Genomic DNA, 18,030 nt, shown 5'->3' with positions numbered 1-18,030 from the left:
TCCCCCTTGAGTTTTTATAATTATTATTAATTACTCCATCTTCCTAAAGCTGTTAAACCAGTACGGACAATTTCCTTAACACCGTAACTTTTCATCATATCAATAAAGGCCAATACCTTATCATGATCTCCTGTCATCTCCACTGTTAAATGTTCATTGGCAATATCGATAACCTTACCTCTAAAAATATCTACTACCTCCAAAATTGAAGCTCTAGTAGCTTCATCTGCCTTAACCTTTACAAGAGCAAGTTCCCTATAGACTGCCTCATGGGGCTTTAGCTCTACAATTTGTACTACATCAATAAGTTTATTTAACTGTTTCTTAATTTGGTCTAAAGATTGAACGTCTCCCTTTAGCACAATAGTCATTCTACTTAATTTATCATTTTCTGTTTCTCCAACCGTTAAACTATCGATATTATAGCATCTTCTGCTAAACAAGCCTGCCACTCGACTTAATACTCCTGGTTGATTTTCTACCAATACAGAAAGTACATACTTATCCATAACGCAACCTCCTCTATTTAATTATTAATTAAATATTTAAACATATTATTTAAATATTTTAGAATATTTTTGAAAAAAATGCAAGCTTTTTTTAAATAAATAATTAATTTTTGTTAATTTTTTTAAATTATTATTAAATCCCATCCCCTCTATTACAAAATAAAAAAACCTCATCTCTATATAATTATAAATATAACTATACAGGGACGAGGATCTATTCCACGTGTTACCACCCTAATTGAATCTACCTCACAGTAGAAACCACTCTCTAGGTTCTATCAAACCCTTGCCTATAACGGGGCTTACCGTTTACCTCTTACTGGAGTATAAAGCATCGTTTCAGAGGAACTGCTTAGGAGGGATTTGTACTTCACAACAGTATCGGTTTCCAGCAACCACCGACTCTCTAAAACTGCTTAATGTAAAATACCGTTCTCCTTCATCGCATTTCTTAGGAGCTATAATTTAATTTTATTTATTGTATTGTAACAACATATGAAATCATTGTCAATACATTTTTATAATTTTTTAAAAATTTTAAACTTTATATTTCTTTAATTTTACAATATTTTGAAAATAACCACTTGTAACTCTGTATATTTTTCCTTCATTAATTGTTTTACAAGCCGAGGACATGCCAATCTACATTGATGAATTTTTTGAGATTGTGGATAAATATAAATTTGTATAAACAAAAAAGATGTGCTTTGAAAGCACATCTTAATCTATGTAGATAATCTACTATTTACTTGTGGAGGCGGCACCCAGATTTGAACTGGGGAATAAAGGTTTTGCAGACCTCTGCCTTACCACTTGGCTATGCCGCCAAACCCTAAAATTGGAGCGGAAGACGGGACTCGAACCCGCGACCCTCGCCTTGGCAAGGCGATGCTCTACCACTGAGCCACTTCCGCATTAATGGTGCCCAGAGGCGGAATCGAACCACCGACACGGGGATTTTCAGTCCCCTGCTCTACCGACTGAGCTATCTGGGCTGGTGGGCGCAACAGGACTTGAACCTGTGACCCCCTGCTTGTAAGGCAGGTGCTCTCCCAGCTGAGCTATGCGCCCTTAACGATGACAAAATCTAGTATACGTCATTTCACCAATTATATCAAGGCTTTAATTCTCTTGTTTAAGACGTTTATTATAGGTTTTTATGAATTTATATCGTAATATCTTCTTTTTTTGATATCTTTCATCCTGTCATCTAAATTTCATCCAATAAACTTTGTAATTCCTCTTTATTAAAATAGTGTTTTTTATTGCAAAAATGACAAACTAGCTCAGCACCTTCATCTTCCTCAATAATTTCTTTTAAATCTTTTTTACCAATACTAATTAATGCTTTTTCAAATCTATCCTTACTACAATCACAAACAAAATCCACCTCATATTTATCTAATATCCGAGGTGACATATCTCCTAAAATATAGTGTAAAATATCTTCTTCCTTCATTCCTCTATCCATTAAACTAGTTATAGGTTCTAGGGAAATAATTTTTTCTTCTAATTTTGCTAATGTTTCCTCTGCTATATGGGGTAATACTTGAATAATAAATCCCCCAGCAGCCTTAATCCTGTAGTCTTTTTCTATCAATACCCCTAATGCCACTGCCGATGGTTGTTGCTCTGAATTCACAAAATAAGACGCTAAATCCTCTCCTATTTCTCCCGATACCAAAGGGCTTGTGCCTATATAGGGGTCTTTTAAGCCCAAATCCTTAATAATGGTAATATCACCCTTTACCCCTACAGCTTTACCTACATTTAATTTTCCAGGCTTTATATAGTCACCCTCTACTAGTGGATTGCCAACGTACCCCTTCACATTACCATGACTGTTACCCACTACTACGATAGGTCCCAACTCTCCACTACCATTAATTTTAACAGTTAATTTGTGATTTTCACTTTTCAACATTAATCCCATAATAGAAGCTGCCGTCATAGTTCTACCCAAAGCAGCTATGGCCACTGGTGAGGCTTGATGAGTTTGCCTTGCTTTTTCCACCATATTTGTGGTGTTTGCTATAAAAGCACGAACACTATTATCAGCAGTAATAGCTCTGATCACTGTACTTTTCATAAATATACCTTCTTTCTTTCTGTTCTATATTTAGTATGCCATAATTGGAAAATTAATTTACATAAAAAGTTTTTAGCATGAAAAAAAACAAGTTGGTATACCAACCTGTTTTAAATTTACGGTAAATCCTTATATAATTAATCCCTATAGGATTTGACTACAAGATTAACCTTCGTACCTTAATTATGCTCTAGATACGTTTGTGGCTTGAGGTCCTTTGTCTCCTTGAACAATTTCAAATTGAACTGTTTGACCTTCTTCTAATGTTTTGAATCCATCCATAGTAATTGCTGAAAAGTGTACGAATACATCGTCTCCATTTTCTCTTGAAATAAATCCATAACCTTTCTCAGCGTTAAACCATTTAACTGTACCTTTTTCCATTTAAAAATTCCTCCTAAAACTTAATTTAAATTAAACAAAGACACTATGTATCCCTATTCCACATTAGTTTATCATACCCAAATATTGCTGTCAACTTTTTTTTAAAAATATATACCCTATTCTATAGGCTATTTTGCTGTTCTTCCGATGATTTTTTCATCTGCTTTTTTCTTACTGTCATTAAACCACCGATTCTTCCAGTCTCTTTAGCTGTTAAACCACCCCAGCCCATATTCTTTACTTTATCGATGAGTCCTAGTTCTTCTGCTATTTCATATTTCATCATCAAATCCTGAGTAAATTCTTCTTTGGGTTTGTTTTTTGTCATGCTAATCCCTCCCTATTTTTATTGTTGTATAAAAATAGGAAAAATATACAAGTTTTTAAATTTTTTTCTAGCCTAAACCAATAATTTCTTTAACTTGTATAAAGGCCACTAGGAAAAACAAGGGTACCACCAGCAATAAAGGGATATAATCCCTTAAGGATACAGATAGTATCTCTTCTTCATATTTTTCTTCATCTTGCAAAAAGTTATTCTCTTCTGTTGATTTTTTTTGTTCATCCATATCTTTTTTTATAATACCTGCTAGCTTAAGGGCAATCATTCCACTAATAATAGCAATAATTCCAAAAAATACTATACTCATTAGAAGGGCTGTGGTAGTAGATACCTCAGCGGCGGCCTCTTGATTTTCTTCCACAAAGTGGGATAACCTATTGAGAATATATCCTAAAGTAACAGCAAATCCGTTGTTGATAATATGTCCTATAATACCAGCATAAATTGAATTGGTTAAAATCACTAAATAGGAAAATACTAAACCCAAAACAATGGGTCCAAATAAATTATATACATTAAAGTGAAAGATTCCAAATAGAATTGAGGAAAAAACAATTGCTTTTCTCTTCCCCAGTTGCTCATAACCTGGAAGTATAAACCCTCTAAAAAACACTTCTTCACAAATACCAGCAGATATAGAAATAATAAAAATCAACAATATATATTCTGTTGCATTCGTAGCCGTTGGTATCTCAGGAATATTTAAATTCCCTAGGAAGCTTAACACAGCCATAAATATGGCATTGACTAAAACAGCCGTAGGGTACATGAGCAGTGTTATACATATTACTAAAAAACTATGTTTTGGTCTAATTTTATTGAATCGCATTGTTCTTTTTATAGGTATTTTATTTATTGTTAAATAAACAATTGGGGGCAAAAGAATTAGAACATATTGGGTTATAATCAAACCTAGATTTAAGTTTAAATGTTGAAAATAAAATCCAATTGTAAAAAAAAGTATTGCTCCAATTAAATATAAAATATTTGCATCTACTACCTTTAGTTTCCTTCCTTGCTCCATTAATTGACCTCCTCGGATCATATTTTCAATGAACCTCTATATTCTAATAAATTTATAAAGCTTTGTAACCCATCACCTAACACCTTTTCATCAAAATTAAACTGACCATTATGGAGGGGGTGAACAAAGCCTTTTTCTTCATTTTTAGTTCCTAAAAAGAAAAAAACTCCAGGAATTTCTTTTTGGTAAAAAGCAAAATCCTCTGCTAACATAATTGGATCAATGATTTCTATTGCACTTTTTTCTTGAGCTACAATAAATTTTTCTGTTAGTATTTCATCATTATATACAGTAGGGTACATGTCTCTAAAAATCATTTCAATTTCACATTGATAACTTGCTTCCAATCCCCTTTTAAAATCCATCATCCTGTTTTTTATCCTATCATATTCTTCTTGACTAAAGGTGCGAATCGTTCCTTCTAAAATCCCTTTCTTTGCAATGATATTTCTCTTTTCTCCAGCCTCAAGCCTTCCAATGGTTAGTACTGCTGGACTAATGGGGTTAATGCTTCTACTAATAATAGACTGCATCCCCAAAACCATTTCACTGACAATGATAATGCTATCTACACCAATATGAGGCATTGCACCATGGGCGCTTTGTCCTTTAACAAGGATATCAAATTCACCGTTTTGAGACATCATAGATCCTGGTCGAATTCCTATTTTTCCCTCATCTATCCCAGGAAAAAGATGCAAACCATAGATTTCCTCCACTCCATATTTTTTTAGAAACCCCTCTTTTAGTATAGGTTCAGCTCCTCCTGGACCTTCTTCGGCAGGTTGAAATAGTAAAACTATATTATCATTGAGCCTCTCCATGTGTTTTGATAAGAACTTAGCAAAGCCTAATAAAATTGCCATATGGCCATCATGACCACAGCCATGCATTTTACAGGAATGTATTGATTTGAATTGTATATCATTTTGTTCTTCCATGCCTAAAGCATCCATATCAGCACGAAAACAATAGGTTCTTTGGGGATTTTTTCCTTTAAAATAGGCAATAACACCTGTTTTTAAAACTTGTGCCTCATAATTCACATCTAAGCTTTGTAAATAGTTTGCAATGTATTGAGAGGTTTTATATTCTTCAAACCCCAATTCAGGAATTCTATGTAAATCTCTGCGAATACTTTTTAATTCTTCTAATAACTCTTTCACTCCTATGGATAAGACCAATACTATTCTCCTCCTCAATCTTTTTTACTTATTCTATTTTATAGCTTTTGTATCTCTAAAACAACTTATTTAATTATTCTAAAATATATTTTGTCGTTTTTCAGGGCAGAAGCCTTCCTGCTATTTTTGTGTTCTAAATAGAACTATTCTTCCATTTTATCATAGTATATAAAGAAGGGAATTTTTTAGTATTAATAATAATATACATATACAAGAACAGTAATAGAAATTATACTAAGTTTAATTATAAAAGTCTTATGGTTAGAGAAGGGAAGAAGGAAAGGAATGATCACCAATGAGTAATGAATTTCATAACTTACCGAAGTACCTTAATCTCACGGAAGCAGAGGCAATAGCAGAATTTATAAAACAGTCAAAAAAAACTACTCCCGTTAAAGCTTATGTTCAAGGTAAACTTCAATTCACTGGGTCAAAAGATGTTAAAATTTTTGGCCAAGAAAACTTCTGGGTAATCATTGGAGAATTTGAAGAGGTTAGAAACATTCTAGACAACAACAGGAAAAATATTCAACATTACCATCTAGAAAATGATAGGCGAAACTCTGCAATTCCCCTTATGGATCTTTTCCATCTTCAGGCCCGTATTGAACCTGGTGCCATCATCCGTGAAGGTGTAGAAATCGGTAAAAATGCTGTTATTATGATGGGAGCAGTATTAAATATAGGTGCTAAAATTGGTGAGAATACCATGATTGATATGAACTGTGTCATTGGGGCAAGAGGAATTATTGGAAAAAATGTTCATGTAGGGGCGGGAACAGTCATAGCTGGTGTTTTAGAACCTCCCAGTAAAGAGCCTGTTATTATTGAAGACGAGGTTTTTATAGGAGCAAATGCCGTGGTATTGGAGGGTATTAGGGTAGGAAAAGGAGCTGTTATTGCTGCAGGTTCAGTTGTCACCAAGGATGTACCAGCCAATACAGTAGTGGCTGGTATGCCAGCAAAGGTAATTAAAGTAAAGGATGCTAAGACGGTTGACAAAGTAAAGCTTTTAGAGGGTTTAAGGGGATAAAACCAAATAAAAAGTGTCTCAAAGGAGACACTTTTTATCGTTCTTGATCAGTTACTACAAAAACATAGGGAATGTTACGATAGTAGTCTCCAAAGTTCAAACCATAACCTACGACAAATTTATCAGGAATAGTAAATCCTACATAATCAGGTGCAAATTCTACCTTTCTTCTTTCAGGCTTATCCAATAACACACAGCTTTTAATGCTGGCAGGTCTTTTCTTTTCAAGATGCTTTACCACACTATCCATTGTTAATGCAGAATCTGTAATATCATCCACCACTAAAACATCATACCCAGTTAAATCTTCAGTTATATCTTCTAGAATTTCTACATAGCCACTACTTTCTACGTCATGCCCATAACTAGAGGTGGTGATAAAGTTTATTTTTACTGGAACCGTTAGTTCTCTTACTAAATCCGCTGTAAAAATGAAACTACCTTTTAATAGGGATATAATATATAAATTTCTATTTTTATAGTCTTCAGATAACTGCTTTCCTAATTCCTTTAGCCTTGTTTTTATGTCTTCCTCTGAACAGAGAACTTCCCAGACTTTTTTTTCTATGTCCATTCTATTTTCCCTCCATTATTAAGTTGTAATATATAATGTTAAAAACTATTCTAATGTAAATGAAACCTTATGTCAAACTATTTGCCACTATAGTAAACAACCTCTGACTATATCCCTATTTTGTTATAAAATAAAATTATTTATTTGTAAATTTTATTTATTTATTTTTGATAAGTAAATATTATTTGTAATTATTGTTGTTCATTTTCAACAAAATTTCTTTTATTTCCTTTAGTAGTACGATAACTTTATTAATAGAATATTGTATGGATATTAAGATAATTAGCAAAATAATACCAGCCACAATATAGTTTCCGTAATTAACCATCTTACCCCTCCCATAAGTAGTCTCTAGGTAACAATTTCTTAGGTTTTTTCAGTGAATTTTTTTATTATATCACATTATATCACAATTTCTGTAAATGTTGGTAATAGAATAAACACTTCCATCATGTAGTGAAACCCTCCTTGTAAAAAAGCTTTCAATTCAAATCCTCTAGTATAAGTCTAAAGGATTTGAAAAAGTTGAGTCCTTTTAAATCCCTATACCCTTATGCACCATTTTCCTTTTTTTACATACTATGAAAAAAGGTTGTTTTTTTAATTTAAAAGAAGGAGGGGTTATATATGGTGGAACTAACTTTAGTTCATTGGATTTATGTTGCTATGGTTCTAGTTATATTAGGGATTTTAATGCTACGAAAAGATATTGTAATACCTTGTGTCTTGGGTGTATTTTTAATAGGTTTAGCTTCTCAAAAGGGTATTGTCGGCTCTACAGGATCAATTTTTCAATCTTTAATGGTTTCTGCCAACACTCTGCTTAATATCATTATGGTTATTTCTGTTATTGTGGCCATGTCAAAGTTATTGGAAAAACTCCATGCTACAGAACTTATGGTGAGGCCTATAACAAGGTTTATTAAAACACCCAACCAGGCTTTTTGGTTTATCGGTATCATCATGTTTGTGGTTTCATGGTTTTTCTGGCCCTCACCTGCCACACCCTTAATTGGTGCAGTATTGCTACCTATTGCCTACAAGGTTGGTTTACCTGCCATGGGTGCTGCTGTGGCTATCAACCTTTTTGGCCATGGAGTAGCCTTATCCAGCGACTTTATTATCCAAGGTGCTCCAGCATTAACCGCCAATTCAGCTGGAGTAGACATTAACGATGTAATGTTTCAAGCTGGTCCTTTATATTTAGTCATGGCGGTTGTGACTATTACTGTTGCTTTTATTATGCTAAAACGGGATATGAAAAATGGTAACCTACCATCACCAAAGGATATCAGTCCTAGGGTTGAAAAAAGTTTAAAGGAATTTAAAACATCTGCTAAAATAGCAGCTGTTTTGGTACCAGCAGCTTTCTTATTAAATATTGTAGCTATGTTTTCTTTAGGTCTTCGAGGTGGAGGAGCCACTGCCCTTATAGGTGGTACCGCTACTTTGGTCTTAATTGTCTTATCTTTTGTTGAATATAAGCAAAACGCCTTAAGCGAAATTACGAAGTTTATTCGAGAAGGCTTTATTTTTGGTATGAAAATCTTTGGCCCAATTATTCCCATTGCCGCATTTTTCTTTATGGGAGATATGGGAGCCTTTGCTAAGGTAATGGGTGAAGGGGTGTTACCCGAAGCTTCTCAAGGAATTTTGGCGGATCTTGGTAGTCAAATGGCTAACATTGTCACTATGAATAAACCTGCAGCAGCAATTATGGAGGCCATCATCGGAGGGATAACAGGATTAGATGGGTCTGGTTTTTCAGGCATTGCTTTATCGGGTTCTTTGGCTAGAGTATTTGGAACTGCTGTTAATGGTAGCATTGCTACCATTGGTGCCTTAGGTCAGATTAGTGCTATTTGGATAGGTGGAGGTACCGTTATACCTTGGTCAGGACTTATAGCAGTTGCCGCTATTTGTGAGGTTTCTCCTATGGAACTGGCTAGAAGAAATCTAATTCCTGTTATGATAGGCTTAGCTGTTACAACAATCCTTGCAATGTTTTTGATCTAAATAATTATTCATTTTCTTTATATAGTCAATTTATTGAATATCTATTTTAAATAATTGTGGGGATTGTTTTATTTAGGCTTTATAAATTTTAAAATGAGTTGTATGTTTTGTTTTGGTAGGCTATTACAGGGGTTATTAAACCCCTGAGGCCTTCAATCGTTTTTAATCATTTTAACCTTCTGTACTCTATTTTTATATACATCTTCAACAATGAATTTCATGTTGTTATACTTCACTTCATCACCGATTTGTGGAATCTTTCCTAATTGTTCAATGATAAATCCCCCTATGGAATCAAAATCATCCGACTTTATCTTCACGCCAATCGTATGATTAATTAAATAGAGCTTAACACTACCATTAATAATATATTCCTTATCAGTAATTATCTCTATTTCATTTTCTATTTCATCATACTCATCCTGAATATCTCCCACAATTTCTTCAATCAAGTCTTCTATTGTTATAATACCTACTGTGCCACCATATTCATCTAATACAATAGCTATGTGGGTTCTGTTTTTTTTCATTTCTTGAAACACCTTAGTTATTCTATTGAATTCGAAGGTAAAGTAAGGCTCACGTATATATTTTTTAATATCAAAATCCTTTATTTCACTATCTAAAAAAATTAAATCCTTTACATTTAAAATTCCAATGATATTATCAATATCCTGACTATAAATAGGATATCGTGAATATTGTTCATCTTTAACAACACCCATTATTTCTTCATAGCTCAAATCTATATTTAATGCTATCATATCTGTTCTTGGAACCATCACATCCTTAATTTGCAAATCTCCAAAGGCAACTACATTATGAATCATTTCCCTTTCGTTGCCTTCTAAAACTCCTTCTTCATGACTAACATTTACAATGGTCATCAATTCTTCTTCTGTAATTATAGGTTGTTGTTGTTCTATTTTCCCCCCCAACATCTTTATAAGGTTATTGGTTATTTTAATTAAGATGACAACGATAGGATTCAATAAGGATACAGTAAAAGAGATGGTTTTCCCAACCTTTAGGGATACTTGTTCTGAGTTTCTAGCTGCTAAAGATTTTGGCGTTATTTCTCCAAAGATTAATACCAATATGGTCATAGTAATGGTGGCCACCGCCACACCATTATTAGGATAAAATTCTAATGCTAGAGAAGTGGCTAATGCAGATGCTCCTATGTTTATAGCATTATTAGCTACTAGTATAGATCCCAGTAGTTTGTTTGGATTTTGTGTTAACTTTTCTACCAAAATAGCTCCCTTTATTTTTTCTTCCACCATATGTCTAACCCTTATTTTTCCTAGTGCCATCAATGCAGTTTCTGATGCGGAAAAAAAAGCAGAAAAACACAGCAGTACTATTAATACAAAGAATCTTATTATAATATTTGTGTTCAAATCCCTTCTCCCTCCTATCATTCAGACCCTTTTATATAAAAATATATCTATTTTTCATCTCTTTAAAAATTTACTTGTATTTCCATTTAGTATGACCTGCTGAATATAAAAAATACAATCAGTAATAAAATTCAAGGAAATGTATACAATAAGGACCGTACTGTTCATAGTACGGTCCTTATTGTTGAAAAAGTTTTACACTTATTATCTATATAGTTTTTAACAACCTCAATCCTACTTACTTTATAGTAGGACTTACAGTGTTTCATTCATGCTCCCAGTACGATAACCCTCCATATCAAAGCATACATAGGTAAAGCCTATAGCTTTTAGCTCTTTAGCTATCTTTTTTACTAATGAGGGCTGTAAAAACTTTTGAAATTCCTTTTCACCTATTTCTATTCTAGCCAATTCTCCATGATGTCGAACTCTTAGCTGTCGAAATCCTAAATCCATAAGGAAGTTTTCTGCCCTATCTACCATGGATAGCTTCTCTATTGTGATTTCATGACCATAGGGAAACCTTGAGGATAAACAGGCAAATGCAGGTTTATCCCATGTTGGAAGATCCAAATCCTTTGAAAGATTTCGTATGTCCTCCTTAGTTAGCTCTACATGCTTTAGAGGACTTACTACCTTTAATTCTTTAGCAGCCTCCATCCCTGGTCTGTAGTCCTTTAAATCGTCCTGATTACTACCATCAGCTACAAACTCAATGTTTAACTTCTTTGCTACTTCCTGTACTTTTTGGAATAATTCTTTTTTGCAGTAATAGCATCTATTAACTGGATTAGTGGAAAACCCCTCAATATCCAGTTCCTCTGATTCAATAACTATGTGCTTTGCACCAATAGTTTTGATATAGTCCACTGCCTCTCGAAATTCCCTTTCTGGATAAGTAGAAGATCGAGCGGTTACAGCAACTGCCTTCTCCCCTAAAACATCATAGGCAACCTTAATTAAAAAAGTGCTATCCACACCACCAGAATAGGCAATAGCTAAGCTTCCTAAATCTTTTATGTATTCCTTTAGATTCTGAAATTTTTGTTGTAGCATCATTCATTCCCCTTATATATTACAATTTTATAATATTAATATTCTACCATAAAATGAGGGGGGTTCCCCTCATTTTTCTGTTGCATAGTCTTAATTATTGTCATTTGATTGGAACAAAGCGGTTGATAAATATCTTTCCCCTGTATCAGGAAGTAAAACAACAATTGTTTTACCTTTATTTTCTGGTCGTTTAGCTATTTCTGTAGCTGCATAAGCTGCTGCACCAGATGATATACCTACTAACAACCCTTCCGTATTTGCAAGGGTTCTTGTAGCTTCAAAGGCTTCTTCCTGTTTGACTTGATAGATTTCATCAATAACATCTGTGTTTAAAATCTTTGGAACAAAACCTGCACCTATTCCTTGAATTTTATGGGGACCTGGTTTGCCTCCTGATAAGACTGGTGAATCACTGGGTTCAACAGCTATAATCTTTATATTAGCATTCTTTTTCTTTAAAATCTCCCCTACACCAGTAATAGTACCGCCTGTTCCTACACCACCAACAAATATATCAATTTTACCATCGATATCTCTCCATATTTCCTCAGCTGTTGTTTTTCTATGGGTTTCAGGATTAGCAGGGTTGTTAAATTGCTGAGGAACAAAGGAATTTGGTGTATTGGCTGCCAATTCCTCTGCTTTATTAATAGCCCCCTTCATTCCTGCTGCTCCTGATGTTAACACCAGCTCTGCTCCTAATGCCTTTAGCAAATTTCTTCTTTCAATACTCATTGTATCTGGCATAGTTAGTATAAGCTTATAGCCTTTTGCAGCTGCCACAAAGGCCAGGGCTATACCTGTATTACCACTTGTGGGCTCAATAATAACCGTGTCTTTATTGATCAAGCCTTTCTCTTCTCCATCCTTAATCATAGCATATCCTATTCTATCCTTTACACTTCCCCCCGGATTAAAGTATTCTAGTTTCCCAATTAATGTAGCCTCTAACCCATTATATCTCCCATAGCTTTCTAGTTCCAGCATAGGTGTATTCCCTATTAACTCTATTAAACTCTTTGCTATTTTTGCCATTGTATTCCCTCCTATAAATTTGTTTTTTATTTATTATCATTTATATTTTCCATAAGTAAGTCTATAATAAATTATTTCTGTAATATATTTGCAAATTTCTGTAGGTATGGAGCTTATTGAAGGAGATTATTTCCGAGTATTCTTATATGAATTTATGTAAATGATACTATAGGATAACCTTGGCTGTCAATAGGCTTTGGCAGTTTTTATTATTCATGTTTTCCTTTATCACTTATATGCTTACAATAAAACCCTACTGCCATAGTAGGGTTTTATTACTTCTCATCATATTCATCTAAATAAAAATACTTTTGTCCATCTTTCTTCCAACCTAAAATTGTATTCATATTAACATTTTGTGTAGCTCTTAAGATAGATTTGTCTACATCTTTAAAATTTTCCTTTAGTTGTTTGATTAGTTCTTTAACTTCGTATCTTTTTGTACCAGTTTTTTTTGCTGCCACCATACAAGCACAATTTAAAGGCCAAATGCCATTATTCTCTGTAAAATCAATAATAGCAGCTTCTTCAATATGATAAAGGGGCCTAATTAACTGTAGTCCTTTATAATTAGAGGCTTTTAGTTTTGGTAGCATGGTGCTAAAATTTCCTGTATATAACAGGTTCATCATGACGGTTTCAATAACATCGTTAAAATGATGCCCTAGGGCCAGCTTATTGCACCCCAGTTCCTGAGCTTTTTTATATAACGCACCTCGACGCATTTTAGCACACATAAAACAGGGATACTCCTGGGCAATGTCATCTACAATTTTAAAAATACCCGATTCAAAAATGTGAATAGGAATATCTAGGTGCCGACAGTTATCTATCAACAGTTTTTTTACGCTCTCATGATAGCCAGGATCCATAGCAATAAACTCTAACTGGAAATTATCTTTTCCATGACGCTTTAATTCTTGGAAGAGCTTTGCCATTAAAAGGCTGTCTTTCCCACCAGATATGGCAATGGCTATTCTATCTCCATCTTTTATGAGTTCATATTCTTTTATAGCTTTTATAAACTTTCCCCATATAGTTTTCCTATATTTTGTAATAATACTATGTTCTATTTCCTGAAGGGATTTTATATCATTGAAGGGTATTAACTGTTCACAGCCCTCCCCTGAGATTTTGGTCATTTTATCACCTCAACCAGCTATTATACTGTTTTTATCATCTTTTTCTTTAGGCTGTCACAGGAAAACATGGCGTTTTTATCTATTGATTCTATAGCTTTAGCTTTGATAGGGCATCTGCTAAAGCCGTGTTTATTGGTTTATCCTTCTCTTTTTCCTGTTGCTTTAAATATTTGGATACTTCCTTTTTAGAAACCTTGCTGCCCTGCTGTTTCTTTCTTTCTTGAAAAGCAGAAAGTCTTTCCCTATGACCACAGCTACATACAAATATTTGTCCTTCTCCCTGTCCCTTGAGTTCTAGCTTTTTATGGCAATTTGGACATCGAGTATTGGTTAGTTTAGCCACAGTTTTTCTATGGCCACACTCTCTATCTTGACATATCAACATTTTACCTTTTTTCCCATTGACCTCTAACATAAGCTTTCCACAATCGGGGCATCTATTACCTGTTAGATTATCGTGCTTAAATACTGCATTGTTATTTTTTATTTCATGAACAACTGATTTTGTATAGTTTTTCATTTCATAAATAAAATTATCTTTTTTCAATACCCCTTTAGATATAGCTCCTAGTTTTTGTTCCCATTCTGCTGTTAATGCAGGGGATCTAAGGTCCTCTGGAACTAGTTGTAATAATTGTTTCCCCTTTGATGTAATAAAGATGTCCTTACCTCTTTTTTCAATTAAGAAGCTATTAAAAAGTTTTTCAATGATATCAGCTCTTGTGGCTACTGTTCCAATACCACCAGTTTCACCTATAGTTTTGATTAAATCTTTACTCTCATTAACCATATATTTTGCAGGATTTTCCATGGCTGATAGTAGGGTTCCTTCATTAAAGGGTGCTGGAGGTCTTGTCTCCCCTCTAGTTTGAGAAATGGTAGAAATTTTTAGGTCCTCTCCTTTATTTACCTTTGGCAGCAATTGCTCTCCTAAGGCATCTTGAGAATCCTCCTCATCAAAGTTATTTTCGTAGATTGCCTTCCAGCCTTGGGCAATCACAACTTTACCCTTAGCAATAAAAGTTTCATCCCCTATAACAGCGGTAATAGTTGTTTGTTCATATTCAAATGGAGGATATAAAACAGCAAAGAACCGTTTAATCACTAAATCATAAATTTTTCTTTCCTTATCGCTCAATACTCCTAAATAAGCAGGCTCCTCCGTAGGAATGATAGCATGGTGATCTGAAACCTTGCTATTATCTACAAAGTGCTTGTTAGCTACAATTGATTTTTTAAGGATATTGGAAGCTAATGTCGTATAGGGTCCAACACCACAGGCCTTTACTCTATCCTTTAGGGTTTCTACAATATCTGTAGAAATATATCTAGAATCTGTTCGAGGATAAGTCAATAGCTTATGATTTTCATAGAGTTTTTGCATGATAGAAAGGGTTTCCTTTGCCGAATAATCAAAAATTCTATTGGCATCCCTCTGTAGCTCTGTTAAGTCGTAGAGCTGGGGGGAAGGCTTTTTCTTGTAGGCCTTATTTACTTCTAAAACCTTAGCATCCTTTTTTTCTAATTTACCTAAGATTTTATCGGCTTTTTCTTTATCAAAGGTCCTTATATCCTTCGTTTGACCATCCTGCCAAGTAAGTTTTAATCCATTGGCTACAGCTGTAATGCCGTAAAAAGTTTTAGATTTAAAATTTTGAATTTCTTCTTCTCTTTTAGCAATCATGGCAAGGGTTGGAGTTTGTACCCTACCACAGGATAATTGGGCGTTATATTTACAGGTTAAGGCACGGGTAGCATTGATACCCACCATCCAATCAGCTTCTGCACGGGCAACAGCAGAGGCATATAGATTTTCAAAGGCCTTACCCTCCTTTAGGTTGTTAAAGCCCTCTTTTATAGCCTTGTCGGTAACAGAGGAAATCCAAAGACGCTTAATTGGTTTCTTTACTTGAACTTTTTCAATAATCCATCTTGCCACCAGTTCACCTTCTCGGCCAGCATCGGTGGCAATAACGATATCTTTAACATCTTTTCTCGTCATCTGCTGTTTAACAGCGTTAAATTGTTTGCCGCTTTGTTTGATAACGATTAGTTTTAAATGGGAAGGCAGCATTGGTAAATCCTCTATTCTCCATGACTTATATCTTTGATCATAGGCCTCTGGATCTGCTAAGGTAACCAAGTGACCTAAGGCCCAGGTTACGATATATTTTTCTCCCTCCAAATAACCATTTCCTTTTTTATTGCAGTTTAAAACTCTAGCTAAATCCCTTCCTACTGAAGGCTTTTCCGCTAATACTAATGTCTTTTTCATATAAACAATCCCTTCAAAACCCTTTATTCTTTCTGCTTTGCAATTTTCTCTGCTAAATCATTAAGGTATATCCATCTTTCCATCTTTTCATCTAATTGTTTTTCTAGTATCTCTTTCTCAGCCAATAGCTGCTGTAGGAGGTCATAGTCACTGGAGGCTTCACTGATTTGATTTTCTACTGTTTCTATTTTTTCCTCAAGCGTAGCAATTACAGCATCTATTTCTTCATACTCCTTCTGTTCATTAAAGGAGAACTTTAATTTTCGTTCTTTTCTTTTACCTATATCCCTCTTATCCGGGGTATCATTAGCTTTTTCTGAGGCCTTTCTTGCTAATTTATCAGAAATTTCTTGACCTTCATGGACATGAATGCTTCTTTCTTTAAAATCCGAATAATTCCCTGTATATTCTACTATTTTGCCATTGCCTTCAAAGGCAAAAATCTTTTCTGCCACTCTATCCAAAAAATATCTATCATGGGAAACAACAATCACTGCTCCTTTAAAGTCCTCTAGATAATCTTCTAAGATTGTTAAGGTTTGTATATCCAAATCGTTGGTAGGCTCATCTAAAAAAAGAACATTAGGTGACTCCATCAAAACCCGAAGAAGATACAGTCTTCTTTTTTCTCCTCCAGAAAGCTTCCCTATAGGAGTCCACTGAAGGGTGGAGGTGAACAAAAACCTCTCCATCATTTGAGCTGCAGTTATTTTATATCCTTCTGCTGTAGTTAGGTATTCTCCTCCCTCTTTGATGTATTCTATTGCCCTTAAATCATCCTCCATATGTTGGGTTTCTTGGGAGTAGACACCAATCTTTACCGTTTCACCAATCTCTATTTTTCCCCTATCTAGCTTTAATTGTCCAGCCATAATATTAAGAAGGGTGGATTTTCCTCTACCATTGGCTCCTACTATGCCTATTCTATCATCCCTTAACACAATGTAATTAAAATCCTCTATGACCTTATTATCATCAAAGGACTTGTTTATATCCTCTAATTCAATTACTTTTTTACCCAGACGGGTAGAACCCACAGATATTTCTACTTTTTCCTCTAAATCAGGTCCAGTTTCTTGACTCAGCTTCTCAAAGCGATCTATTCTAGCCTTTTGTTTTGTGGTTCTTGCTTTAGCTCCTCTTTTTATCCAGGCCAGCTCTTTTTTTAGCAAACTCTGTCTTTTTTTCTCGCTGCTTGTTTCAATTTCTTCTCTTTCCAATTTCCCCTCTAAAAAGCTACTATAATTTCCTTTATATAAATAAAGATTACCCCGATCCAACTCAATAATCTCATTGACCACCCTATCCAAAAAATATCTATCATGGGTAATCATTAGGAGGGCTCCTTTTCTTTTGTTAAGATATTGTTCTAGCCAATCAATGGTATCATTATCTAAATGATTGGTTGGCTCATCTAAAATAAGTAGGTCAGATGGATTGATTAGAGCAGTAGCTAAAGCTATTCTCTTTCTCTGGCCCCCTGATAAGGTGCCTATTTTTCCATGAAAATCTGTAATTCCCAGCCTTGTTAAAATTGTCTTTGCTTCGCTCTCTAAGTTCCAGGCATCCATTACATCCATTTTTTCCGTAAGCTTCATAATTTTTTCACTGGATGTATTGGGACTTTGCAGCGCCAATTGATACTCTCTTATTAAGGTCATAGCAGGTGAGCTACCTTTAAAAATCTGCTCCAGCACAGAGGCTTCAGAATCAAAATAGGGATTTTGAGAAAGATATTCTACCCTAATAGTGTTTCCTTTAATCACCCTTCCACCATCAGGCTCCTCTACCCCAGCAATGATTTTTAATAGGGTGCTTTTACCTGTACCGTTAATACCGATTACCCCTATTTTATCTCCCTCATTTATTCCAAGACTTATGTTATCCAATAGTTGTTTTTCACTATAGCTTTTTGATAGGTTTTCTGCACTTAAAAGATTCATAGTATTTCCTTTCTCTATAA

16 protein-coding genes, 4 tRNA genes and 1 other annotated feature are annotated in these 18,030 nt (G+C 34.5%); of the genes, 2 read left to right on the top strand and 18 right to left on the bottom strand.

The window, feature by feature from the left end:
- Positions 1 to 26 precede the first annotated feature (26 nt).
- From ilvN to BLS22_RS09350, 10 genes are all read right to left on the bottom strand, one after another.
- On the bottom strand, positions 27 to 509 hold the full coding sequence (ilvN, locus tag BLS22_RS09395) for an acetolactate synthase small subunit (RefSeq protein WP_090553481.1): 483 nt from the start codon (positions 507 to 509) through the stop codon (positions 27 to 29).
- 199 nt (positions 510 to 708) lie between these two features.
- Positions 709 to 961 (bottom strand) — a binding site (T-box leader).
- Between the two features lie 300 nt (positions 962 to 1,261).
- Positions 1,262 to 1,336: transfer RNA gene (locus tag BLS22_RS09390), tRNA-Cys, on the bottom strand.
- A gap of 12 nt (positions 1,337 to 1,348) precedes the next feature.
- Positions 1,349 to 1,423: transfer RNA gene (locus tag BLS22_RS09385), tRNA-Gly, on the bottom strand.
- A gap of 5 nt (positions 1,424 to 1,428) precedes the next feature.
- Positions 1,429 to 1,504: transfer RNA gene (locus BLS22_RS09380), tRNA-Phe, on the bottom strand.
- Positions 1,505 to 1,580: transfer RNA gene (locus BLS22_RS09375), tRNA-Val, on the bottom strand. It lies immediately after the preceding tRNA gene.
- A 139-nt stretch (positions 1,581 to 1,719) separates the two neighbouring features.
- Positions 1,720 to 2,598 carry an Hsp33 family molecular chaperone HslO gene (hslO, locus tag BLS22_RS09370; protein WP_090553480.1) on the bottom strand — a complete coding sequence of 293 codons (879 nt, stop codon included), beginning with the start codon at positions 2,596 to 2,598 and terminating at the stop codon, positions 1,720 to 1,722.
- A 183-nt stretch (positions 2,599 to 2,781) separates the two neighbouring features.
- Complete coding sequence (locus BLS22_RS09365; protein ID WP_090553479.1) at positions 2,782 to 2,982, bottom strand: cold-shock protein; 201 nt, start codon at positions 2,980 to 2,982, stop codon at positions 2,782 to 2,784.
- A gap of 121 nt (positions 2,983 to 3,103) precedes the next feature.
- Positions 3,104 to 3,310, bottom strand: coding sequence for an alpha/beta-type small acid-soluble spore protein (locus tag BLS22_RS09360; RefSeq protein ID WP_090553478.1), 207 nt, complete (start codon positions 3,308 to 3,310; stop codon positions 3,104 to 3,106).
- Positions 3,311 to 3,377: 67 nt separating this feature from the next.
- The gene (locus tag BLS22_RS09355; RefSeq protein ID WP_090553477.1) at positions 3,378 to 4,349 is read right to left on the bottom strand and encodes a type II CAAX endopeptidase family protein; all 972 of its coding nucleotides are present in this window, start codon (positions 4,347 to 4,349) and stop codon (positions 3,378 to 3,380) included.
- Between the two features lie 17 nt (positions 4,350 to 4,366).
- Positions 4,367 to 5,533, bottom strand: coding sequence for a M20 metallopeptidase family protein (locus BLS22_RS09350; RefSeq protein WP_208974689.1), 1,167 nt, complete (start codon positions 5,531 to 5,533; stop codon positions 4,367 to 4,369).
- 295 nt (positions 5,534 to 5,828) lie between these two features.
- Here BLS22_RS09350 and dapD point away from each other — a divergent pair, with 295 nt between their 5' ends.
- Positions 5,829 to 6,566, top strand: coding sequence for a 2,3,4,5-tetrahydropyridine-2,6-dicarboxylate N-acetyltransferase (gene dapD, locus BLS22_RS09345; protein WP_090553476.1), 738 nt, complete (start codon positions 5,829 to 5,831; stop codon positions 6,564 to 6,566).
- 34 nt (positions 6,567 to 6,600) lie between these two features.
- Here dapD and hpt read toward each other — a convergent pair whose 3' ends face one another.
- Both hpt and BLS22_RS15130 read right to left on the bottom strand, forming a co-directional pair.
- Positions 6,601 to 7,140, bottom strand: coding sequence for a hypoxanthine phosphoribosyltransferase (hpt, locus tag BLS22_RS09340; protein WP_090553475.1), 540 nt, complete (start codon positions 7,138 to 7,140; stop codon positions 6,601 to 6,603).
- Positions 7,141 to 7,321: 181 nt separating this feature from the next.
- The gene (locus tag BLS22_RS15130) at positions 7,322 to 7,468 is read right to left on the bottom strand and encodes a hypothetical protein (RefSeq protein ID WP_176762122.1); all 147 of its coding nucleotides are present in this window, start codon (positions 7,466 to 7,468) and stop codon (positions 7,322 to 7,324) included.
- A 299-nt stretch (positions 7,469 to 7,767) separates the two neighbouring features.
- Between BLS22_RS15130 and BLS22_RS09335 the strand changes: the two genes are divergently transcribed.
- Positions 7,768 to 9,156 (top strand): hypothetical protein, encoded by a 1,389-nt coding sequence (locus tag BLS22_RS09335; RefSeq protein WP_090553474.1) that lies wholly within the window; start codon positions 7,768 to 7,770, stop codon positions 9,154 to 9,156.
- A 152-nt stretch (positions 9,157 to 9,308) separates the two neighbouring features.
- Here the strand turns inward: BLS22_RS09335 and BLS22_RS09330 are convergent, their stop codons facing one another.
- The 6 genes from BLS22_RS09330 to BLS22_RS09305 form a co-directional block, all read right to left on the bottom strand.
- Entirely contained in the window at positions 9,309 to 10,559 is a 1,251-nt protein-coding gene (locus BLS22_RS09330) for an HlyC/CorC family transporter (RefSeq protein ID WP_280139567.1), read from the bottom strand.
- A gap of 255 nt (positions 10,560 to 10,814) precedes the next feature.
- Positions 10,815 to 11,615, bottom strand: coding sequence for an ATP-dependent sacrificial sulfur transferase LarE (gene larE / locus BLS22_RS09325; RefSeq protein WP_330386499.1), 801 nt, complete (start codon positions 11,613 to 11,615; stop codon positions 10,815 to 10,817).
- A gap of 90 nt (positions 11,616 to 11,705) precedes the next feature.
- Positions 11,706 to 12,650 (bottom strand): cysteine synthase A, encoded by a 945-nt coding sequence (cysK, locus tag BLS22_RS09320; protein ID WP_090553471.1) that lies wholly within the window; start codon positions 12,648 to 12,650, stop codon positions 11,706 to 11,708.
- A gap of 275 nt (positions 12,651 to 12,925) precedes the next feature.
- Positions 12,926 to 13,792: a tRNA 2-thiocytidine biosynthesis TtcA family protein gene (locus BLS22_RS09315; protein ID WP_090553470.1), complete on the bottom strand. Its 867-nt coding sequence runs from the start codon at positions 13,790 to 13,792 to the stop codon at positions 12,926 to 12,928.
- A gap of 88 nt (positions 13,793 to 13,880) precedes the next feature.
- The gene (locus BLS22_RS09310; RefSeq protein WP_090553469.1) at positions 13,881 to 16,067 is read right to left on the bottom strand and encodes a DNA topoisomerase III; all 2,187 of its coding nucleotides are present in this window, start codon (positions 16,065 to 16,067) and stop codon (positions 13,881 to 13,883) included.
- Positions 16,068 to 16,090: 23 nt separating this feature from the next.
- A complete protein-coding gene (locus BLS22_RS09305; RefSeq protein ID WP_090553468.1) occupies positions 16,091 to 18,010 on the bottom strand; it encodes an ABC-F family ATP-binding cassette domain-containing protein in 1,920 nt (639 codons plus the stop codon).
- Between the last annotated feature and the right edge of the window lie 20 nt (positions 18,011 to 18,030).

It is taken from the genome of Natronincola ferrireducens (assembly GCF_900100845.1).
Lineage (GTDB): Bacteria > Bacillota > Clostridia > Peptostreptococcales > Natronincolaceae > Natronincola_B > Natronincola_B ferrireducens.
This window is presented reverse-complemented; position numbering and strand designations above follow the sequence as displayed.